We start from the raw sequence: 20,198 nt of genomic DNA, 5'->3' as shown, positions 1-20,198 counted from the left end.
TCGCTAAATGGCGCGAATGGCGTGGGTGGCGTGGGTGTGCGGGCGGGGAGGGTCAGCGGCGGTAGCGGGCGGCCGGGTGGCTGGCCGGCAGGGCGCGGTCCTCGGCACCGGTCAGGCGCTCGCGCAGCGACTCGCCGTCCGTGTACTCGCCGCGGAACACGCCGCGCTTGCGCAGGATCGGCAGCACCGACTCGACGAACTCGACGGTGGAGGCCGGCTGCACGGGCGGCGACAGCAGGAAGCCGTCCAGGTCCGCGCCCTCGGCGAGCGCGCAGATCTCGTCGGCGATCTCCTCGGCGGTGCCGACCACGGGGCGGGCGCCGACGCCGTGGGTGTGCCAGTCGGCGAGCACGTCGCCGACCGTCTTGTCGGCGAACCGGGCGACCTGGGTCTGCGACATCTCGGTGGACAGCTCGCTCATCGGGGTGTCCGGCGCGTACGAGGACAGGTCCAGGCCGGTGAACATCGCGTACGAGGCGACGGTGACCTCCGGGCGCTGCGCGTCCAGGATCCGCTGCCAGCGGCGCTCGGCGTCCTGGGTGCTCGCGCCGACCACGCAGGAGAACGCCGACATGATCTTGACCTGGTCGGCGGCGCGGCCGGCCTTCACGGCCTCCTCGCGGATCGCCTTGGTGTGGCCCGCCAGCTGCGCGACGCTGCCGCTGCCGACGAACATGCACTCGCCGTGCCGTCCGCCGACCCGGCGGCCCGCCGGGGACGCGCCGGCCTGGAACAGCACCGGGGTGCCCTGCGGGGAGCGGGCGGTGTTGCCGTAGCCGTGCGAGCGGAAGTACGGGCCCGCGTGCTCGACCAGGTGCACCTTCGCCGGGTCGGCGAACCGGCCGGCCTTGTCCTTCTCCAGGGCGTCCGGCTCCCAGGAGCCCTCCCAGTACTTGTAGACCAGGTCGAGGAAGTCCTCGGCCATCGCGTACCGGTCGTCGTGCGCCACCATGTCCATCCCGAACGCCTTCACGGCGGTGTCGGCGGTGCCGGTGGTGACGATGTTCCAGCCCAGCCGGCCGCCGGACAGCTGGTCCAGGGTGGCCAGGCGGCGGGCGAACCCGTACGGCGGCTCCACCAGCACCGAACCCGTCACCACCAGGCCGAGGTCGGTGGTCGAGGCGAGCAGCGCCGAGGCGATCACGAACGGGTCCAGGCGCGGCAGGTCGAGGGTCTCCTCGGTGGCGATCGGCGGGCGCACCCCGTTGATCTCCGACCAGCCCCAGGCGTCCGCCAGGAACAGGAAGTCCAGCTTGGCGTCCTCGCAGAGCTGCGCGACCTCGCGCCAGTAGCCGAGAGTGTCGAACAGGTGTCGACGGCTGTCGGGGTGGCGCCAGGTGGCGGTGCCGCTCGCGTTGGTCTGGGCGTTCTCGAACAGTCCGAGCTTGAGGCTGCGCATGGGTGTTCTCCGTTGAACTGATGCTGCGGGTGACAGGAAAGTCTGTGGGAACTCAGTGAGGTGACGGTACGTCAGGGAGGCGTGGGGGAGTCAGGGTGCGGTGGGGGAGTCGAGCTGCGTCGCGTACGGCATCGAGGATTGCGCGCCGAGCCCGGTGACGGCCAACGAGGCCGCCCGGACGGCGCGTTCGGCGGCGGCGAGCAGGTCGGTGCCGCGGGCGAGGGAGTCGGCGAGCGCCCCGCAGAAGGTGTCGCCGGCTCCGACGGTGTCGACGGCTTCCACCTCGGGGGCGGGCAGGTGGACGGCGGGCCGGCCGGGCTGTTTGACCAGTGCCCCGTCCGCGCCGAGCGTCACCACCACGGCCCCGCAAGGCAGTTCGGCGTTCTCCAGCAGTTCGCGGGCGCCCTCGGGGCCGGTCGGACGCTCGACGCCCAGCAGCGAGGCGAGTTCGCCCAGGTTGGGGACCAGGACGTCCACCGCCGTCAGCACCTCACGCGTTACCGGGCGGGCCGGCGCCGGGTTGAGGACGACCGTGCCGCCCTGCTGTCGGGCCCGGAGTGCCGCGGCGGCGACCACCTCGGGGGCGATCTCGTGCTGGAGAAGCAGTACATCGCTTGCGGCGCTTGCCAGTTGCTCCGGCAGGTCGGCGATGGCGAGTGCCGCGTTCGCGCCCGGGTTGACCACGATGGTGTTCTCGCCCGCGCGGTCGACCACCACCGAGGCGATCCCGGTGCTGGCGTCCTCGGCCGGGAGCACCGCCGCGACGTCCACACCCTCGGCGGCCAGCGCCCGCAGGATCGGTTCCGCGTCCGCCCCGACCCGGGCCACCAGCCGCACCCGCGAACCGAGCCGGGCGGCCGCCACGGCCTGGTTGGCGCCCTTGCCGCCGACACCCTCCACGAACCCCTCTGCGAGCACGGTCTCGCCAGGTCGCGGCAGGTCCTGAACGGTCAGCACAAGATCGCGGTTGACCGAACCGACGACGGTGATGGACGGCATCTGCGCTCCTTGGGAGCTCCTTGGGAGATCGATTTCCCACACTCTGGCCCAGCCCTCGCCGACCGTCAAGTACCCTCGTGCTGCGCATTCCGCCAGCTCGGACATACCGGTCCGCGGCCGCCCGATCCGAGACCGCGCCGACATCGTTTCGACACCGAAATCGTCGGCGCCCACCGCCGACACCATTCCCGACCGGGGAGGACCCCCACGTGACAGCGCCCCGACTCCTCGATGTGGCCGCAGCCGCCGGCGTCTCCCGCGCGACCGCGTCACGCGTCCTGGCCGGCACCCCGCGCAACGTCGACCCCGAACTCGCCCGCCGCGTCGAGGACGCCGCCCGCGAACTCGGCTACCGCACCAACCACTCCGCGAGAGCGCTGCGCACCGGCACCACCGGCACCGTCGGCGTGGTCGTCCCCTCCCTCGCCAACCCCTACTTCGTCCAGCTCGCCGACGCCATCGCCCAGCAAGTCCGCGCCGCCGGCGGGCAGTTGGTCGTCTCCGACGCCGCGAACTCGACGCAGATCGAGGCCGAACAGATCGAAACCCTGCTCGGCGGACGGGTGGACGGCCTGGTCGTCGTCCCCGTCTCGGCCGCCGCCTCAGGCCCCGCCGTCCGGGCCGCCGCCAAGCGCGCACCCCTCGTCCTGTTCGACCGCTGGGCCAGCGGCTCCGGGACGGTCGCGGTCACCCTCGACAACGCCGCCGCGATGCGCCTGCTCCTCGACCACCTCGACACCCTCGGCCGCCACCGCATCGCCCTGGTCGCCGCCGACCAGGCCTCCTCCTCCGGCGCGGAACGCCTCGCCGCCTTCACCGCCGCCCGCGGCGACGACGCCACCACCGTCCTGCTCCCCAGCTTCACCACCGACGCCGGCCGCACCGCCGGGCGGCGGATCGCCGCGCAACGGGACGGCATCGACGCCGTCGTCTGCGGCGCGGACGTCCTCGCCGTCGGCCTGGTCTCCACCCTGCAGCGCTCGGCCGTGTCGGTGCCCGGCGAGATCGCCGTCACCGGCTTCGACGACACCGAGATACTCGAACTCCTCGACCCGCCGATCACCTCGATCCGCCACCCGCTCGCCGCGATGGCCGAACGCACCCTGACCCTCCTGCAGTCCCCCGCGAGGGAACGGGCCGAGGACGTCGAACGCTTCGCCCCCCAACTGGTCGTCCGGGCCTCCACCGACGCGAACGCCTGACGGCCTGCTCCGGCCCTGGGCAGGGGACTTGAGTATCCGTACTCAGGCAGGGCCGGTCGGGGGAGAATGAAACTGTTCGGGCACGTCGGGATTTCGGAACCCGACGGTGTCGGAGGGGAAAATCATGAAGCGTACGACTTTCGCGTGGGTCGCTGCAGTGGCGGCACTCGTGGTGGCGGCGGGCCCGGCGGCCGCCGGACAGGACGGGGAACCCGACCACGGCATGCCCGGCACGGGCGAGATCCTGCCGCACCCGGGGCCCGACGGCCTGATCTGGATCCCGGACTGGATCGGCAACGGCGGAGCCGTCACCGGCGGCGCCAGCCCCAACGGTCAGCCGGTCGTCGTCACGGTCGGCTGCCAGGGTGGCAGCGACGGCGCGGGCGAAGCGCAGGTCACCTACCGGCCGGAGTACGGCGACACCACCCCCGTGAAGTTCACCGTGCCCTGCCCCGCCGACACCGTCGGCCGCGGCTCGGTCGTGGTCACGGCCGAACAGGGCCGGGCCTTCTACGTCGGGGTCTTGACCTCGGCCCCCGACGTGCACTGGGGGCTGACGGTCGCACAGCCGGAGTCCTGACCGGCCACCCGGGCCGCACCGAACTCCAGCTTCGGCGCGGCCCGGCGCCCGGGCCGTCTGCTCCCGGCCGCCGGATCGTCGGGCCGACCGTCAACTGGCGTGCAGCCGAGTCGATGTGACGGCACGTCAGTTATGCGCCTTTGTCCGGCCGGCGGATCGGGCTCATAGCCGCATCGGGGCGGCGGGGGCGGCCTCGGTCACCACGTCCAGGGACTCGGTGTCCCAGCCGGCGGTGCCGTCGGTGAACACCAGGTTATCCTCCAACTCCCCTTCCGGTGACGCCTCTTCCGTCCCCGCCAGGAACACCGCGACGTCGTCGTTCGGAGCGGGCGCGGCGCCGACGGGGTGCACCGACAGGAGTGCCAACTCGCCGTTCGCGCGAGCGACCAGCAGTTCACCGCTCGCGGTGGCGGCCAGCGCGGACACCGGGACGCCGTCCGGGTGCGGGTGTTCGGTGGACTTCCGTGCCTCGACGTCGAGTTCGAGCAGCGAACCGGTGGGCGTGCCGATCCACAGCACACCGGGCCGGGCGTCCCAGGCGAGGTTGTGGTGCGGCCACGCCTCGGACGGGTCCTCGGCGAGCGTCGTCGTCAGGATGTTCCGCAGTGAGGGGAACGCGAACACGTCCAGCGACTCGACGTACGCGTTGCCCCGGACGGCGAGATGCCGCCCGTCCGCGCTGAACAGCGGCGTGTCGTAGCCGTCGACGTGCAGGATCAGCGCGTGCCGCTGCACCCGCATGCCGCCGTCGGTGCCGCCGGGCCGGGCGAACAGGCAGAAGGTGGCGGACTGGTCGCTGACCAGCGTGACGAGGAGCTCCCCGGACGGGTGCGCGCCGACCCCGGTGTCCCAGTACGGGCCCTTGGCGGTGGCGCCGTTGGCGAGATCGAGAACGTCCGAGGTGTCGCCGGACGGTTTCGCCCACAGAGCGCGGCCGTCCGGGCTGAACGCCAGGTGGTGGTAGACGGCCGTGACCTGCTCGGGTGCCGACGGCCCGTCGGGCGTCCAGCGCGTCAGGGTGGAGCCGTCGGCGACGACGAGCAGCGGCTGCTCGGGATGCCACGCCAGCGGGGGAGGGACGTTGGCGCGCCACCGGTCGGCCGGGTCGAGTTCGGGCGCCAACCCGAGGTCCACCGGCGTGAGTTCACGCAACCGCCCGCCGTCACAGTCCCAGATCCGGACCACCCGGCTCTCCCTGGCAGTACCGGCCACCAGTGGGAGCCGGGGGTGGCGGGCGAGCTGCTCGACGGGGCGCCGGCCGTCGGCCGACAGGTGGGCCAGCAGGGCGAGTTGGGTCATAGCGGCACCGTAGCGGCCGGGCGTGACACCAACACGGCGTGCTACGCGGGAAGGTCCTGGCCCATCGCCCGCAGGACATCGGCGAGCCACACCAAGTGGTGCCCCGTCGCGCGATCCTGGTCCGCCAGCAGGGCCGTCAGATGCTGCCACGACTCCGAGAGCTGCCCGATCGTCAGGATCTCCGGATCCCTGGCGACGTCGTACAGCGCGTCCGAGGGGACGGACCAGAAGTACTCCTTGTCCAGGAGGACGGAATCACCCGCCGCGGCGGCTTCCACGCGGCTCAGCAGCACGTCGAACGACTTGCGCAGGTCGGCGAGGGAGATGGACAAGGGCTCACCAGTCATGAGCGCCATTATGGCGGACCGGCGTCAGAGCGCCGCGGTCGGCCGGGTCGAACTCGGGCGCCAACCCGTTCTCCACGGGAGGGAGTTCGCGCAACGGGGTGATCCCGGCGGCGATGGCCAGCGGGAACAGCGGAGCGTCCAGCAGCGGCCGGTGCAGCACCGTGTTGATCACGAAGATGCCGGTGGTGAGGGCGGCGGCGACCTGGAGCAGGAGGACCGAGAACCGGCGCAGGCCGACCTGGAACGCGGTCTCCGGCTGCCGTTCGCCGAGGCCGAGCGCGATCCGGCCGAACTCGGCGCGCCCGCCGGTGGCGACGACCACCCCGGTGCCGCTGCCCGCGTGCACCACCGTGCCCATCAGCGCGCAGCACGACAGTTCCGCCGGCTCCGGTTCGCCGTCCACCGCGGCCAGGTCCTTGTCCACCGGGGCGGATTCGCCGGTGAGGATGCTCTCGTCGCACTGGAGGCCGGTGCGCTCCAGCACCCGCAGGTCGGCGGGCACGATCTGGCCGAGGGCCAGCCGCACCACGTCGCCGGGGACCAGGCCGGTGACGTCCACCTCCTGCTCGTGGCCGTCGCGCAGCACCACGGCGGTGCGCCGTACCTGCGAGTGCAGGGCCTGCGCGGCCCGCTCGGCCCGGTACTCGTTGGCGAACCCGAGGGCGACGCTCAGCAGCAGGATCACGCCGATGATCACCGCGTCGGTGCGCTCGCCGAAGAAGAACGACCCCACCGCGGCGGCCAGCAGCAGGAACAGCAGGGCGCTGCGCAGCTGGCGGCCGAACACCGCCAGGGCCCGCACCCGGTGGGTGCGGACCGCGTTGGGGCCGCCGGGGGCGAGCCGCCGCCCGGCCTCCGCGCCGGACAGCCCGGCGCGGGTGCTGCCCAGGCGGGCGAGCACCTGCTCGGCGTCCTGCGTGGCGGCCTGGCGGGCGGGTATCCCGGCGGCGGCGCCCTGCTGCCCGGCAGCCGGACGCACCGGGCCCGGCCGGGTGAGGGTCCGGTGCGTCCGGCTGGAACTCCTGTCAGCCGGGGCTGCGGGTCAGTGACCGGCGGTCGGCACGTCGGTGTGCTCGGCGCGGGCGGTGTCCCGGTGCTCGGTGTCGCGGGCGGTGTCCTGGTACTCGGTGTCCCGGACGACGACGACCGGGCAGGTGGCGTGGTGGACGCAGTGCTGGCCGACCGAGCCGAGCATCGCCCCGGTGAAGCCTCCGTGGCCCCGGCTGCCGATGACCAGGAGTTCGGCGCCCTTGGCGGCGTCCAGCAGGACGCGGGCCGCGTTGCCGCGCTCCACCCGGCGGCTGATCTCGACCGGGTGGGCCGGGTCCTTCTCCTCCTCGGTGACCTGGGCGAGCGTCTGCTCGGCGGCCGTGGTGAAGTCCGCGTCGGTCAGCGTCATTCCCCAGCCGTAGATGGCCGGGAACTCCCAGGTGATCACCGCTTCCACGGCGGCACCCGTCAGGGCCGCCTGCCGTACTGCCCAGCGCAGGGCGGCCCGGGACGACTCCGAGCCGTCCACTCCCACCACGATGCGCCGCTGCGCCGTGCTGCCGGTCCCGTTCATGCTGGTGTCCTTCCGATCGGTGGGTTGTCGGGTTGCGTGGTTGCGCGGTGCGGTTCAGCCGCGCAGGTCGAAGACGAGGCGGGCGGCGACCTTGCCGTCCAGGACCTCGGTGATGCAGGCGTTGACGTCCTCCAGACGGCGGCTCTCCCGGATCACCCGGGTGCGGCCGAGGGCGTGCAGGGCGAACACCTCGGCGAGGTCCTGGCGGGTGCCGACGATGGATCCGACCACCTTGGTGCCGTTCAGCACCGTCTCGAACACCGGCAGGGTCAGCTCGCCCTCGGCGGGCAGCGCGACCAGGACGAGGGTGCCGCCGCGCCGCAGCGCGCCGTACGCGGCGCGGAAGGAGTCGTTGCTGACGGCGAGGGCGATCGCCGCGTCCGCCCCGCCGAGCCGCTGCACCTCGGCGGCGACGTCCTGGACCCGGGCGTCGATCACGTGGTCGGCGCCGAGCTCGCGGGCGAGGGCCAGCTTGTCGTCGGTGACGTCGACCGCGACGGTCTCGGCGCCGAAGATCCGGGCGTACTGCAGCGCCAGGTGGCCGAGGCCGCCGATGCCGGAGACCAGGACGCGCGTGCCGGGCCGGGCGCCGGAGACCTTGAGCGCCTTGTAGGTGGTGACGCCGGCGCAGGTGAGCGGAGCGGCGTCCAGCGGGTCGACCCCGTCGGGGACGGGGACGACGTAGTCACCGTGGGCGACGGCGTACTCGGCGTAGCCACCGTCCACCGAGTACCCGCTGTTCTGCTGGCGGGTGCAGAGGGTCTCCCAGCCGTCCACGCAGTGGTCGCAGCGGCCGCAGGCCTCGGCGAGCCAGGGGATGGCGACCCGCTCGCCGACCCGGACGTGCCGGACGTCCACGCCGGTCGCCTCGACGATGCCGACTCCCTCGTGCCCGGGGACGAACGGCGGGTTCGGCTTGACCGGCCAGTCGCCGCGGGCGGCGTGGATGTCGGTGTGGCACAGCCCACAGGCCTCCAGCCGGACCAGCACCTGGTGCGGTGCCGGGGCCGGCACCGGCCGGTCCTCGATGACGAGCGGTGCGGTGAAGTCGCGGACGACGGCGGCCTTCATGGTGTTCCTGCCCTTCGTACGGAACGGCGGCGGTTTCCGGTCCGCGCCGGTTCTGCTGTGTCTCCATCCCACCGCCCGGGCCCGCCGTTCACAGGGGTCGAGCGGTGCACTCGCGGCGGGCTGAAGGTCCCCGGCCGCCGAGGCCGCTGGTCACCGGGGCTGCGCCGGGTCGTGCGGGACGACCGCCACCGGGCCGTGGGCGTGGTGGACGACCGCGTGTGCCAGATGCCCCAGGTGCGGCGCGGCCAGCGGATGCGCGGGGGCGCGCCGGCCCAGCACCACCAGGGCCGCGCCGCGCGAGGCCTCCAGCAGGGCCCGGGACGCGCCCCAGCCGGTCACCTCCGCCACCGTGCGCACCGCGGGGAACTTCTCCTGCCAGGGGGCCAGCGCGTCCTGCAGGCGGACGGTCTTCGCCTCCATCAGCGACCGCCGGATCTCCGCCGGTTCGATCGGGGCGTCGGTCCGCAGCGGCCCGTGCGGATCGGCCCCGCCCTCCAGGGCCCGCAGCACGGCCCCGCGCCGGGCGGCCTCCTCGAAGGCGAACCCGAGGACGGCGCCGGACGGCTGCTCGCCCCGCATGCCGACCACGACCTCGCCGGGGCCGTCCGGGTCCGCGGCGCCTCCTGGCACCAGGACGACCGGGCACCGCGCCTCCGCGGCCGTGCGCAGCGCGACGGAACCGAGGAGCCGCCCGGCGAGCTGGCCCGATCCCCTGGAACCGAGCACCAGCAGCCACTGCTTCTCACCGGCGGCGGCCAGCACGGACCACGGCTCGCCGGGTACTGCCTCGCAGGAGACGTCCAGCCCCGGCAGGGCGTGCACGAGCTCGGCCCGGAGCGTCGTCGCGAACTCCGGCAGGGCGTGCCCGGCCGGTTCGCGGTGCCCGAAGGCGCTGCCCGACGGTGACGCCACGTACAGCAGCCGGAGGGCGACGCCGCGCCGGAGCGCGTCGGCCGCCGCCCAGCGGGCCGCTGCGGCGCTCTCGGCAGAGCCGTCGACACCGGCCACGACGGAATCGCACATGGGAGGACCTCCAGGGGGTGCGGATGGTCCGGGCGGCGGTCCGCCCGGCCTCGTGCTCCCGTCAGCGTCGCCGCGGCCCCGGCCGTCCGGACAGGGGTCGGAAGCCCCCGGCGGGTCCCGAAGGTCCCGCAGGCCGTCGCCCGTCCGGGACGGCCTCGCCGGACCGCCCGCACCGGCCCCCGACCGGGCGGGACCATGGGCCCGGCCCGGGGGCCGGGCAGGCACTGGACTCGGAGGGTGCACCTCGGCCAGGATGATCATGGACCCCCGGCGACCACGCCCGGGGCCGCCCCGAGCAACGGAGAGCAGGGAAACCGCCATGGGCACGTTCGTTCTGGCCGGCACCGACGGTTCGGCCGAGAGCACCGCCGCAGCGCACTGGGCGGCCGACGAGGCGCTGCGCCGCGGCCTCGCCCTGCGCCTCGTCCACGCCTGGACCTGGGAGGACGACCTGCACGCCGACCCCAGCCAGCCGGAGTCCGTGCGCACCCTGGCGGAGCGGATGCTGGCCGACACCGCGCAGCAGGTGCGCGAGGCCCACCCGGGGCTGGAACTGCACACCGGCATGCTGACCGGCGGCGAGCCCGCCGCCGACCTGGCCGCCGCGGCGGCCGAGGCGGAGCTGCTCGCCGTCGGTTCGCTGGGCCTGGGCCGCTTCGAGGGCCTGCTGGTGGGGTCGATCGGCCTCGACGTCGCGGCGCGCTGCGAGGTGCCGGTCGTGCTGGTGCGGGCCGCGCAGCCGCAGCCGGGCGAGGCCCCCGGCGAGGTGGTCGTCGGGATCGACACCCACGCCCCGGCGGACGCCGTCGTCGAATTCGCCTTCCGCGCGGCCGAGGCCCGCGGCGCGGTGCTGCGCGCCGTCCACGGCTGGACTCCGCCCCCGGTCTGGGGCTACGCGGGCGGGGTGGCGCCGGCGACCGAGGCCGAGCAGTTCCGCGTCCTCGAGGCGGAGCTGCTCACCCAGGCGCTCGGCGTGTGGCGGGCCAAGTACCCGCAGGTCACGGTGGTCGAGGACAGCCGGATCGGCAGCGGTGCCGGGGCAGTGGTGGACGCCTCCGCCGGCGCCGCCCTGGTGGTGGTCGGCCGCCGCCGCCACCGCCTGGGCCGGGTCGCCCACGCGGTCAGCCACCACGCCAAGTCGCCGGTCGCCATCGTCCCCCACGACTGACCCGCCCCACCCGCCCGGCGGGTGTCCGGACAGCAGAACGCCCCGCTCGGCCAACCGCCGTGCGGGGCGCTGTCGCTGCCCGGCCGCCGGTCGGGCCCGGGCCTCGTTGACGATGACCATTATCGGCGCAAATGCCTGATTTGGCGTCAACTTGCTGTCCTCTGGCCCTTCCCCGGCCGACTCACGCCGCCGACCAACTCCTGCTCCTGATCGACGGAGCCCTGGCAGCCGCGGCCACCCGCGCGGACACCGACCCGGTCGCCTCCGCGCGGGAGCTGGCCGTCCAGATCCTCGACCGGCGCGGCGCGGCAGCCGGAACGCCCCGGCTTGCCCGGCAGCGGTAGGCGGAACGCGCACCCCGATCCGCGCGGTCGGATCTGTGCGGTCGGAGCGTGGCCGATTTCGGTGTCAGGTGGCCCGAGTGCTGCGGAAGCGGTTCATCGAGGCCTGGATCTGCAACCAGGTCGGGTCGTCGTCGGAGGTCTCGGTCACCGAGTCGAGATCGTCGTCCGTCCAGCTGCGGATGCCGTCGGTGACCTCCAGGTGTTCGTCCACCGCACCGTCCAGGGGCGCTTCTTCCGTCCCCGCGAGGAACACCGCGACGTCGTCGTTCGGCTCCGCGGCAGCGGAGGCGGGCCGTACCGACAGCAGGACGAGTTCGCCGTCGGTGCGGGCGAGCAGCAGGTCGCCGTTCGCGGTGGCGGCCAGGGCGGCGACCGGGACGTCGTCGGGGGAGGCGTGTTCGGCGGCTTCCCGGGCCTCGACGTCGAGTTCGAGGAGCGAGCCGGTCGGCGTGCCGATCCACAGCACGCCGGGCCGGGCGCTCCAGGCGAGGTTGCCGCGCGGCCATTCCTCGGAGCTGTCCTCGGCGAGCGTCGTCGACAGGACCTTCCGCAGCGAGGGGAAGGCGAAGACCTCCAGCATGTCGACGTACGCGTTGCCGCGGATCGCGAAGTGCCGCCCGTCGGCGCTGAACAGCGGGGCTCCGTAGCCGTCGCAGTCCAGGATCAGCGCCTGTCGCAGCGTCCGCATCGCCGCGGCGGGGCCGTCGCCGGGGCGGGCGAACAGGCAGTAGGTGGCGCCCTGGTCGCTGGCCAGGGTGGCGACCAGCTCGCCGGACGGGTGGACGGCGACGCCGGTGTCCCAGTGCCGGGCGGTGCCGGTGACCGCGCCGGTGGCGGGGTCGAGGACGTCCGATCCCGTCCAGCCGTCGTCGGCGGACGGCGTGGCCCACAGCCGGCCGCCGTCCGGGCTGAACGCCAGCGCGTCGTACTCGGCGCCGGCCGGGACGCGCACCGGGCCGGACGGGTCGTCAGCGGTCCACCGCAGCAGGAACTCCCCGTCGGCCACCAGCAGCAGCGGCCGGTGCGGGTGCCAGGCCACCGCCTGCGGGGCCGAGTCGCCCCAGGGCGAGGCGCCCGGCTCGGCGTCGAGCGCGGCGAGCTCGCGCAGCCGCCCCTCGGCGCAGTCGAAGACGCGGACGGTACGGCAGTCGGTCGAGGTGCCGGCGGCCAGCGGCAGCCGCGGATGGCAGGTCAGCTGCTCCACCGGGAAGTCGCTGTCGTCCAGAAGGCGGTCCAGTACGGCGAGTTCGGTCATGGCGGCAGGCTAGGACGCGTGTACGACAGCCGGTACGACAGTCGGCATTCTTGCATGATTTTGCCGAGCTGCGTATATTCATGCTGGGCTTCAGGAGGGAATGCCATGGTATTGCGAGTTGCCGTCGCCGGAGCGAGCGGGTATGCGGGCGGTGAGGTGCTGCGCCTGCTGCAAGGGCATCCGGAGGTGGAGATCGGGGCGCTGACCGGCGGCTCCAACGCGGGTCAGCGCTTCGGCGCGCTGCAGCCGCACCTGATCGGGCTGGCCGACCGGGTGCTGGAGCCGACGAACGCGCAGACGCTGGCGGGGCACGACATCGTGTTCCTCGGTCTGCCGCACGGCCAGTCCGCCGAGATCGCCGCCCAGCTCGGCGAGGACGTCCTGGTGGTCGACCTCGGCGCCGATCACCGGCTGAGGTCGTCGGCCGACTGGGAGCAGTTCTACGGCTCCCCGCACGCCGGCACCTGGCCCTACGGTCTGCCCGAACTGCCGGGCCACCGTGACGCGTTGAAGGGCAGCAAGCGGATCGCGGTGCCGGGTTGCTACCCGACCGCGGTGACGCTCGCGATGTTCCCGATGTTCGCCGCGGGCCTGGCCGAGCCGGAGGCGGTGATCACCGCCGCGTCCGGTACGTCCGGCGCGGGCAAGGCCGCCAAGACGCACCTGCTGGGCAGCGAGGTGATGGGTTCGATGAGCCCCTACGGCGTCGGCGGCGGCCACCGGCACACCCCGGAGATGGCGCAGAACCTGACGCCGCTCGCGGGCGAGCCGGTCACCGTCTCCTTCACGCCGACGCTCGCGCCGATGCCGCGCGGCATCCTCGCCACCTGCTCCGCCAAGGCGAAGCCCGGCACCACCGCCGCGAAAATCAGAGCCGCGTACCAGGAGGCGTACGGCGACGAGCCGTTCGTCCACCTGCTGCCCGAGGGACAGTGGCCGCACACCTCGTCCGTGTACGGGTCGAACGCGGCCGTGCTGCAGGTCGTGCTGGACGAACACGCCGGGCGGATCATCGCGATCAGCGCGATCGACAACCTGGTGAAGGGCACCGCCGGCGGCGCGGTGCAGAGCATGAACATCGCCCTCGGCCTCCCCGAGGAGCTCGGCCTCCCGCTGAACGGAGTCGCACCATGACGGACACCCAGAACATCGGCGTCACCGCGGCGAAGGGCTTCCGCGCGGCGGGCGTCACCGCCGGCATCAAGGCGTCCGGCACCCCAGACCTGGCGCTGGTCGTCAACGACGGCCCGCTGCACGCCGCCGCGGGCGTGTTCACCTCGAACCGGGTGCACGCCGCGCCGGTGAAGTGGTCGCGGCAGGTGCTGAAGGACGGCGAGCTGACCGCCGTCGTCCTCAACTCCGGTGGCGCGAACGCCTGCACCGGCCCGGAGGGCTTCCAGGACACCCACGCCACCGCCGAGAAGGTCGCCGCCGAACTCGGCGTCGGCGCGATTGACGTCGCGGTCTGCTCCACCGGCCTGATCGGCGTCCGGCTGCCGATGGACAAGCTGCTGCCCGGCATCGAGCAGGCCGCCGAGGCGCTCAGCCCCACCGGCGGCGAGAGCGCCGCGATCGCCATCAAGACCACCGACACCGTGCACAAGACCGCCCAGGTCACCAGCCCGGCCGGCTGGACGGTCGGCGGCATGGCCAAGGGCGCGGGCATGCTCGCCCCGGGCCTGGCCACCATGCTGGTCGTGCTCACCACCGACGCGGTGGTGAATGCGGAGGCCCTGGACGCCGCGCTGCGCGACGCCACCCGCACCACCTTCGACCGGGTCGACTCCGACGGCTGCATGTCCACCAACGACACGGTGCTGTTGCTCGCCTCCGGCGCCAGTGAACTCGCCCCGGAGCAGGCCGAGTTCGCCGAGGCCGTGCGCACCGTCTGCGCCGACCTGGCCCGCCAGCTGATCGGCGACGCCGAGGGCGCGTCCAAGGACATCCGGATCGACATCGTGAACGCCGCCACCGAGGACGAGGCCGTCGACGTCGCCCGCACCATCTCCCGCAGCAACCTGCTCAAGTGCGCCATCCACGGCGAGGACCCGAACTGGGGCCGGGTGCTGTCCGCGATCGGCACCACCTCCGCCGCCTTCGACCCGGACCAGCTGGACGTCGCCATCAACGGCGTCTGGGTGTGCCGGGGCGGCGGCGTCGGCGAGGACCGCGACCTGGTCTCGATGAAGGGCCGCGAGGTCGTCATCACCGCCGACCTGAAGGCCGGTCAGGCCTCCGCCAGCATCTGGACCAACGACCTGACCGCCGAATACGTGCACGAGAACAGCGCCTACTCCAGCTGACCCGGGGGAATCGACACACGCCATGCAGATCGCACCCAAGGGCGAACAGGCCCGCAGCAACGCCGCCCTGCCCAAGGCCCGCACCCTGATCGAGGCGCTGCCCTGGCTGGAGCGCTTCCACGGCAAGACCGTCGTCATCAAGTTCGGCGGCAACGCCATGGTCGACGAGGACCTGAAGGCCGCCTTCGCCCAGGACGTGGTCTTCCTCCGCTACGCCGGCCTGCACCCCGTCGTGGTGCACGGCGGCGGCCCGCAGATCAGCGCCCAGCTCGACAAGCTCGGCCTGGAGTCCTCGTTCACCGCCGGCCTGCGTGTCACCACCCCCGAGACCATGGACGTGGTCCGGATGGTGCTCGCCGGGCAGGTCCAGCGCGAACTGGTCGGTCTGCTCAACGCGCACGGCCCGTTCGCCGTCGGCATGACCGGCGAGGACGCCCACACCATGACCGCGGTCAAGCGCTACGCCGTGGTCGACGGCGAACAGGTCGACATCGGCCTGGTCGGTGACATCGTCAACATCGAGGCCGGCGCGGTCAAGGCACTGATCGCCGACGGCCGCATCCCGGTGATCTCCTCGATCGCCCGCGGCGCCGACGGCCACATCTACAACATCAACGCCGACACCGCCGCCGCCGCGATGGCCGTCGCGCTCGGCGCCGAAATGCTGGTCGTGCTCACCGACGTCGAGGGCCTCTACAAGGACTGGCCGAACTCCGACGACGTGATCAGCCAGCTCAACGCCTCCGAACTGGAGGAGATGCTGCCGACCCTGGCCAGCGGCATGCTCCCCAAGATGGAGGGCTGCCTGCGCGCCGTCCGCTCCGGCGTGGGCACCGCCCGCGTGCTGGACGGACGGGTCCAGCACAGCCTGCTGCTGGAGATCTTCACCGACGAGGGCATCGGCACCATGGTCGTGCCCGACGACGACACCACCGTCCTGGGGGGCCTGGCATGAGCGAGCACGAAGCCATCAGCAACGCGTCGATCACCGAGCGGTACCGGCACACCCTGATGCACAACTACGGCACCCCGCGCATCCCGCTGGTCCGCGGCGAGGGCGCCCTGCTGTGGGACGCCGACGGCAACGAGTACCTCGACCTGGTCGGCGGCATCGCCGTCAACGCGCTCGGCACCGCGCACCCCGCGATCGTCACCGCCGTCACCGAGCAGATCGCCACCCTCGGCCACGTCTCCAACCTGTTCATGGCCGAGCCGACCATCCAACTCGCCGAGAAGCTCGTCGAGTTGGCCGGCCGCCCGGCCCGGGTGTTCTTTTGCAACTCCGGCGCCGAGGCCAACGAGGCCGCCTTCAAGATCTCCCGGCTGACCGGCCGCACCCACCTGGTCTCCGTCCAGGGCGCCTTCCACGGCCGCACCATGGGCGCCCTCGCGCTCACCGCCCAGCCCGCCAAGCAGGAACCCTTCAAGCCGCTGCCCGGCGACGTCACGCACGTCCCGCTCGGCGACATCGAAGCCCTGCGCCAGGCCGTCACCACCGAGACCGCCGCCGTCTTCCTGGAGCCCGTCCAGGGCGAGAACGGCGCCGTCCCGCTGCCCGACGGCTACCTGCTGGCCGCCCGCGAGATCACCCGCGCCACCGGCACCCTGCTGGTCATGGACGAGATCCAGACCGGCATCGGCCGCACCGGCCACTGGTACGCCCACCAGGCCGAGGACGGCGCCGACCCGGACATCGTCACCCTCGCCAAGGGCCTCGGCGGCGGCCTGCCGATCGGCGCCGTGCTCGCCTTCGGCGACACCGCCGAACTGCTCGCCCCCGGCCAGCACGGCACCACCTTCGGCGGCAACCCCGTGGTCGCCGCCGCCGGCCTCGCCGTGCTGCGCACCATCGAGGAGCAGGGCCTGCTGGAGCACGTCACCAAGATCGGCGAGCGGCTGCGCCACGGCATCGAGGCGATCGGCGATCCGCTGGTCGCACAGGTGCGCGGGAAGGGCCTGCTGCTGGGTATCGTGCTGACGCAGCCCGTCGCCGCCCAGGTCCAGGCCGCCGCGCAGGACGCCGGTTTCCTGGTCAACGCGGCCGTCGCGGACGCCGTACGGCTGGTTCCGCCGCTGATCCTGACCGAGGAGCAGGCCGACCGGTTCCTTGCCGCACTGCCCGCGATCCTCCGAACGGTCCGCGAAACGGCCCCCGACGCGAACAGCTGAGCGTCTTTCAGGAGAATCTTCAGTTATGACCGAACCCCGCCCCGAGTCGACCACGGCGCCCACGCCGCAGGTCCCGCAGACCCGCACCGCGCGCCACCGCCGGATCGTGGACCTGCTGACCCGTCAGCCCGTCCGCTCGCAGAGCCAGCTGGCCAAGCTGCTCGCCGACGACGGCCTGGTGGTCACCCAGGCCACCCTCTCCCGGGACCTGGACGAACTCGGAGCGGTGAAGATCCGCAACCGGGACGGCGCGCTCATCTACGCCGTCCCGGCCGAGGGCGGCGACCGCACCCCGCGCGCCCCCATGGGCGAGTCCGCCAGCGAGGCCCGGATGGCCCGGCTGGCGGGCGAGCTGATGGTCTCCGCGACCGCCTCCGGCAACCTGGTCGTGCTGCGCACCCCGCCCGGCGCCGCCCAGTTCCTGGCCTCCGCGATCGACACCGCCGAGGTGTTCGAGATCATCGGCACCATCGCCGGCGACGACACCGTCCTGCTGATCAGCCGCGACGCGGCCGGCGGCCAGGCGCTCGCCGACCACCTGATGCAGCTCGCCCAGGCCAAGTCGCAGTAGCCCTCCACCCCTTATCCGTCTCACCGAGTGCCACCGGTTTGGCAATGCATACGCACTCGTGCATACTTATGCCTAACGCCGCATGAAACCTGTACTGAAGGAGAAAGCCGTGACTGAGCGCGTCGTACTCGCCTACTCGGGCGGTCTGGACACGTCCGTCTGCATCGGCTGGATCGCCGAGGAGACCGGCGCCGAGGTCATCGCCGTCGCGGTCGACGTCGGCCAGGGCGGCGAGGACCTCGACGTCATCCGCCAGCGCGCGCTCGACTGCGGCGCCGTCGAGGCCGAGGTTGCCGACGCCCGCGACGAGTTCGCGAACGAGTACTGCCTGCCCGCCCTCAAGGCCAACGCCCTGTACCAGGGCCAGTACCCGCTGGTCTCCGCGCTGTCCCGCCCGGTCATCGTCAAGCACCTGGTCGCCGCCGCGCAGAAGCACGGCGCCACCACCGTCGCCCACGGCTGCACCGGCAAGGGCAACGACCAGGTCCGCTTCGAGGTCGGCATCCAGTCGCTGGCCCCGAACCTGAAGTGCATCGCCCCGGTCCGCGACTACGCGATGACCCGCGACAAGGCGATCGCCTTCGCCGAGGCCAAGAACCTCCCGATCGTCACCACCAAGAAGAACCCGTACTCGATCGACCAGAACGTCTTCGGCCGCGCCGTCGAGACCGGCTTCCTCGAGGACATCTGGAACGCCCCGATCGAGGACGTCTACGAGTACACCCAGAACCCGGCCACCCCGCGCGAGGCCGACGAGGTCGTCATCACCTTCGAGGCGGGCGTCCCGGGCGCCATCGACGGCCGCAAGGTCACCGTCCTGCAGGCCATCGAGGAGCTGAACAAGCGGGCCGGCGCCCAGGGCATCGGCCGCCTCGACATGGTCGAGGACCGCCTGGTCGGCATCAAGTCCCGCGAGATCTACGAGGCCCCCGGCGCGATCGCCCTGATCACCGCCCACCAGGCCCTGGAGAACGTCACCGTCGAGCGCGAACTCGCCCGCTACAAGCGGCAGGTCGAGCAGCGCTGGGCCGAGCTGGTCTACGACGGCCTGTGGTTCTCCCCGCTCAAGCGCGCCCTGGACGGCTTCGTCAACGAGGCCAACCAGGCCGTCTCCGGCGAGATCCGGATGGTCCTGCACGGCGGCCGCGCCGTCGTCAACGGCCGCAAGTCGGACCAGTCGCTGTACGACTTCAACCTCGCCACCTACGACACCGGCGACACCTTCGACCAGTCCATGTCCAAGGGCTTCATCGAGATCTTCGGCATGTCCTCGAAGATCGCCGCCCGCCGCGACCTGGCCTGATCCACCCGCAGTACCTGCCCCGGCCCGCCGTATCCGCCACGGCGGCCGGGGCATCTCCACACTCAGACCCACCCTCGAAGGAGTCCACGCGATGACCGCGAACCAGCCCGCCGACGTCCGCCTCTGGGGCGCGCGCTTCGCCGACGGCCCCTCCGAGGCCCTCGCCAAGCTCTCCGCCTCCGTCCACTTCGACTGGCGGCTCGCCCCCTACGACATCGCCGGCTCCAAGGCCCACGCCCGGGTCCTGCACAAGGCGGGCCTGCTCAGCGACGACGAGCTCACCGGCATGCTCGGCGGGCTGGACCAGCTGCTGGCCGACGTCGAGTCCGGCGCGTTCGTCGGCACCGTCGCCGACGAGGACGTGCACACCGCCCTGGAGCGCGGCCTGCTGGAGCGCCTCGGCGCCGACCTCGGCGGCAAGCTGCGGGCCGGCCGCTCGCGCAACGACCAGATCGCCACCCTGTTCCGGATGTACCTGCGCGACCACGCCAAGACCATCGGCGCGCTGATCCTCGACCTCCAGCACGCCCTGGTGGGCCTCGCCGAGGCGCACCCGAACACCGCGATGCCCGGCCGCACCCACCTCCAGCACGCCCAGCCCGTGCTGTTCGCCCACCACGTGCTCGCCCACGTCCAGTCGCTGGGCCGGGACGCCGAGCGGCTGCGCCAGTGGGACACCCGCACCGCCGTCTCCCCGTACGGCTCGGGCGCGCTGGCCGGCTCCTCGCTGGGCCTCGACCCGCAGGCCGTCGCCGCCGAACTCGGCTTCGAGCGCGGCTCGGTGGGCAACTCCATCGACGGCACCGCCTCCCGCGACTTCGTCGCCGAGTTCGCCTTCGTCACCGCGATGATCGGCATCAACCTCTCGCGGATCGCGGAGGAGATCATCATCTGGAACACCAAGGAGTTCGGCTTCATCACGCTGCACGACGCCTTCTCCACCGGGTCGTCGATCATGCCGCAGAAGAAGAACCCCGACATCGCGGAGCTCGCCCGCGGCAAGTCCGGCCGCCTGATCGGCAACCTGACCGGCCTGCTCGCCACCCTCAAGGCGCTGCCGCTGGCCTACAACCGGGACCTCCAGGAGGACAAGGAGCCGGTCTTCGACTCCTGCGACACCCTCGAGGTCCTGCTCCCCGCCTTCACCGGCATGATCGCCACCCTCACCGTGCACCGCGAGCGCCTCGAGGAGCTCGCCCCGGCCGGCTTCTCGCTCGCCACCGACATCGCCGAGTGGCTGGTCAAGCAGGGCGTCCCGTTCCGCGTCGCGCACGAGGTGGCCGGCGCCTGCGTCAAGGTCTGCGAGGCCGAGGGCATCGAACTGTCCGACCTGACGGACGAGCAGTTCGCCGCCATCTCCTCCCACCTGACGCCGGACGTCCGCACCGTCCTGTCCGTCCACGGCGCGATCGCCTCCCGCAACGGCCGCGGCGGCACCGCCCCCTCGGCCGTCGCCGTGCAGCTCGCCGAGATCAAGCAGGACCTGGCCGTCCAGCAGGCCTGGCTCGGCTGAGACCGCGATCGACGAACGAGAGCGCCCCGAGCAGCAGGGCGGTGACCGGGAACGCGGGCAGCAGGCCGGGGTTCCCGTGCAGGATCGC

19 protein-coding genes are annotated in these 20,198 nt (G+C 73.0%); 10 read left to right on the top strand and 9 right to left on the bottom strand.

All coding sequences use genetic code 11. From position 1 onward, the window contains the following. Window positions 1-52: 52 nt before the first annotated feature. Both ACGFWJ_RS29040 and ACGFWJ_RS29035 read right to left on the bottom strand, forming a co-directional pair. The gene (locus tag ACGFWJ_RS29040; protein ID WP_392954859.1) at window positions 53-1,399 is read right to left on the bottom strand and encodes an NtaA/DmoA family FMN-dependent monooxygenase; all 1,347 of its coding nucleotides are present in this window, start codon (window positions 1,397-1,399) and stop codon (window positions 53-55) included. A gap of 90 nt (window positions 1,400-1,489) precedes the next feature. After that, the gene (locus ACGFWJ_RS29035; protein WP_392954857.1) at window positions 1,490-2,398 is read right to left on the bottom strand and encodes a ribokinase; all 909 of its coding nucleotides are present in this window, start codon (window positions 2,396-2,398) and stop codon (window positions 1,490-1,492) included. 209 nt (window positions 2,399-2,607) lie between these two features. On the opposite strand from ACGFWJ_RS29035, the gene ACGFWJ_RS29030 reads away from it, so the two are divergent. Further along, window positions 2,608-3,600: a LacI family DNA-binding transcriptional regulator gene (locus ACGFWJ_RS29030; RefSeq protein ID WP_392954855.1), complete on the top strand. Its 993-nt coding sequence runs from the start codon at window positions 2,608-2,610 to the stop codon at window positions 3,598-3,600. Between the two features lie 124 nt (window positions 3,601-3,724). Further along, window positions 3,725-4,180, top strand: coding sequence for a hypothetical protein (locus ACGFWJ_RS29025; RefSeq protein WP_392954854.1), 456 nt, complete (start codon window positions 3,725-3,727; stop codon window positions 4,178-4,180). A 162-nt stretch (window positions 4,181-4,342) separates the two neighbouring features. On the opposite strand, the gene ACGFWJ_RS29020 is transcribed toward ACGFWJ_RS29025, so the two are convergent. The 6 genes from ACGFWJ_RS29020 to ACGFWJ_RS28995 all read right to left on the bottom strand — a co-directional run bounded on the left by ACGFWJ_RS29020 (window position 4,343) and on the right by ACGFWJ_RS28995 (window position 9,484). Next, the gene (locus ACGFWJ_RS29020) at window positions 4,343-5,479 is read right to left on the bottom strand and encodes a hypothetical protein (protein WP_392954852.1); all 1,137 of its coding nucleotides are present in this window, start codon (window positions 5,477-5,479) and stop codon (window positions 4,343-4,345) included. Between the two features lie 41 nt (window positions 5,480-5,520). Next, complete coding sequence (locus ACGFWJ_RS29015) at window positions 5,521-5,826, bottom strand: hypothetical protein (protein WP_392954850.1); 306 nt, start codon at window positions 5,824-5,826, stop codon at window positions 5,521-5,523. Beyond that, window positions 5,816-6,805 (bottom strand): cation-transporting P-type ATPase, encoded by a 990-nt coding sequence (locus ACGFWJ_RS29010; RefSeq protein WP_392954848.1) that lies wholly within the window; start codon window positions 6,803-6,805, stop codon window positions 5,816-5,818. Before ACGFWJ_RS29010 ends, ACGFWJ_RS29015 begins: the two co-directional genes overlap by 11 nt. A 63-nt stretch (window positions 6,806-6,868) precedes the next feature. Continuing rightward, window positions 6,869-7,390 (bottom strand): universal stress protein, encoded by a 522-nt coding sequence (locus tag ACGFWJ_RS29005; RefSeq protein ID WP_392954846.1) that lies wholly within the window; start codon window positions 7,388-7,390, stop codon window positions 6,869-6,871. Window positions 7,391-7,444: 54 nt separating this feature from the next. Beyond that, entirely contained in the window at window positions 7,445-8,461 is a 1,017-nt protein-coding gene (adhP, locus tag ACGFWJ_RS29000) for an alcohol dehydrogenase AdhP (RefSeq protein WP_392954844.1), read from the bottom strand. Window positions 8,462-8,611: 150 nt separating this feature from the next. Next, a complete protein-coding gene (locus tag ACGFWJ_RS28995; protein ID WP_392954842.1) occupies window positions 8,612-9,484 on the bottom strand; it encodes a universal stress protein in 873 nt (290 codons plus the stop codon). A gap of 319 nt (window positions 9,485-9,803) precedes the next feature. On the opposite strand from ACGFWJ_RS28995, the gene ACGFWJ_RS28990 reads away from it, so the two are divergent. Continuing rightward, on the top strand, window positions 9,804-10,652 hold the full coding sequence (locus ACGFWJ_RS28990; protein WP_392954840.1) for a universal stress protein: 849 nt from the start codon (window positions 9,804-9,806) through the stop codon (window positions 10,650-10,652). A gap of 408 nt (window positions 10,653-11,060) precedes the next feature. Here ACGFWJ_RS28990 and ACGFWJ_RS28985 read toward each other — a convergent pair whose 3' ends face one another. Continuing rightward, the gene (locus ACGFWJ_RS28985) at window positions 11,061-12,251 is read right to left on the bottom strand and encodes a YncE family protein (protein ID WP_392954838.1); all 1,191 of its coding nucleotides are present in this window, start codon (window positions 12,249-12,251) and stop codon (window positions 11,061-11,063) included. A gap of 105 nt (window positions 12,252-12,356) precedes the next feature. Between ACGFWJ_RS28985 and argC the strand changes: the two genes are divergently transcribed. From argC to argH, 7 genes are all read left to right on the top strand, one after another. Next, window positions 12,357-13,385 (top strand): N-acetyl-gamma-glutamyl-phosphate reductase, encoded by a 1,029-nt coding sequence (argC, locus tag ACGFWJ_RS28980; protein ID WP_392954836.1) that lies wholly within the window; start codon window positions 12,357-12,359, stop codon window positions 13,383-13,385. 14 nt (window positions 13,386-13,399) lie between these two features. Beyond that, a complete protein-coding gene (gene argJ / locus ACGFWJ_RS28975) occupies window positions 13,400-14,554 on the top strand; it encodes a bifunctional glutamate N-acetyltransferase/amino-acid acetyltransferase ArgJ (protein WP_392954931.1) in 1,155 nt (384 codons plus the stop codon). Window positions 14,555-14,576: 22 nt separating this feature from the next. Next, window positions 14,577-15,509, top strand: coding sequence for an acetylglutamate kinase (argB, locus tag ACGFWJ_RS28970; protein ID WP_387868546.1), 933 nt, complete (start codon window positions 14,577-14,579; stop codon window positions 15,507-15,509). Beyond that, complete coding sequence (locus ACGFWJ_RS28965) at window positions 15,506-16,723, top strand: acetylornithine transaminase (protein WP_392954834.1); 1,218 nt, start codon at window positions 15,506-15,508, stop codon at window positions 16,721-16,723. Before argB ends, ACGFWJ_RS28965 begins: the two co-directional genes overlap by 4 nt. A gap of 25 nt (window positions 16,724-16,748) precedes the next feature. Continuing rightward, the gene (locus ACGFWJ_RS28960; RefSeq protein WP_387642966.1) at window positions 16,749-17,294 is read left to right on the top strand and encodes an arginine repressor; all 546 of its coding nucleotides are present in this window, start codon (window positions 16,749-16,751) and stop codon (window positions 17,292-17,294) included. Between the two features lie 109 nt (window positions 17,295-17,403). Next, window positions 17,404-18,597: an argininosuccinate synthase gene (locus ACGFWJ_RS28955; protein WP_392954831.1), complete on the top strand. Its 1,194-nt coding sequence runs from the start codon at window positions 17,404-17,406 to the stop codon at window positions 18,595-18,597. Window positions 18,598-18,688: 91 nt separating this feature from the next. Next, window positions 18,689-20,110, top strand: a complete 1,422-nt coding sequence (argH, locus tag ACGFWJ_RS28950; RefSeq protein WP_392954829.1) for an argininosuccinate lyase — start codon at window positions 18,689-18,691, stop codon at window positions 20,108-20,110. Window positions 20,111-20,198 lie beyond the last annotated feature (88 nt).

Source organism: Kitasatospora sp. NPDC048407, assembly GCF_043200475.1.
Taxonomy (GTDB): domain Bacteria; phylum Actinomycetota; class Actinomycetes; order Streptomycetales; family Streptomycetaceae; genus Kitasatospora.
Note: the sequence above shows the minus strand (reverse complement) of the source record. Positions and strands in the feature narration are given on the sequence as shown.

Excerpts from the sequence above, each read along its gene's own strand:
- ACGFWJ_RS28995 (WP_392954842.1), bottom strand. The coding sequence starts at position 9,484 with ATGTGCGATTCCGTCGTGGCCGGTGTCGACGGCTCTGCCGAGAGCGCC.
- ACGFWJ_RS29040 (WP_392954859.1), bottom strand. The coding sequence starts at position 1,399 with ATGCGCAGCCTCAAGCTCGGACTGTTCGAGAACGCCCAGACCAACGCG.
- argC (WP_392954836.1), top strand. The coding sequence starts at position 12,357 with ATGGTATTGCGAGTTGCCGTCGCCGGAGCGAGCGGGTATGCGGGCGGT.
- argH (WP_392954829.1), top strand. The coding sequence starts at position 18,689 with ATGACCGCGAACCAGCCCGCCGACGTCCGCCTCTGGGGCGCGCGCTTC.
- ACGFWJ_RS29015 (WP_392954850.1), bottom strand. The coding sequence starts at position 5,826 with ATGACTGGTGAGCCCTTGTCCATCTCCCTCGCCGACCTGCGCAAGTCG.
- ACGFWJ_RS29020 (WP_392954852.1), bottom strand. The coding sequence starts at position 5,479 with ATGACCCAACTCGCCCTGCTGGCCCACCTGTCGGCCGACGGCCGGCGC.
- ACGFWJ_RS29035 (WP_392954857.1), bottom strand. The coding sequence starts at position 2,398 with ATGCCGTCCATCACCGTCGTCGGTTCGGTCAACCGCGATCTTGTGCTG.
- ACGFWJ_RS29005 (WP_392954846.1), bottom strand. The coding sequence starts at position 7,390 with ATGAACGGGACCGGCAGCACGGCGCAGCGGCGCATCGTGGTGGGAGTG.
- ACGFWJ_RS28990 (WP_392954840.1), top strand. The coding sequence starts at position 9,804 with ATGGGCACGTTCGTTCTGGCCGGCACCGACGGTTCGGCCGAGAGCACC.
- argB (WP_387868546.1), top strand. The coding sequence starts at position 14,577 with ATGCAGATCGCACCCAAGGGCGAACAGGCCCGCAGCAACGCCGCCCTG.
- ACGFWJ_RS29025 (WP_392954854.1), top strand. The coding sequence starts at position 3,725 with ATGAAGCGTACGACTTTCGCGTGGGTCGCTGCAGTGGCGGCACTCGTG.
- ACGFWJ_RS28960 (WP_387642966.1), top strand. The coding sequence starts at position 16,749 with ATGACCGAACCCCGCCCCGAGTCGACCACGGCGCCCACGCCGCAGGTC.
- adhP (WP_392954844.1), bottom strand. The coding sequence starts at position 8,461 with ATGAAGGCCGCCGTCGTCCGCGACTTCACCGCACCGCTCGTCATCGAG.
- ACGFWJ_RS28965 (WP_392954834.1), top strand. The coding sequence starts at position 15,506 with ATGAGCGAGCACGAAGCCATCAGCAACGCGTCGATCACCGAGCGGTAC.
- ACGFWJ_RS28985 (WP_392954838.1), bottom strand. The coding sequence starts at position 12,251 with ATGACCGAACTCGCCGTACTGGACCGCCTTCTGGACGACAGCGACTTC.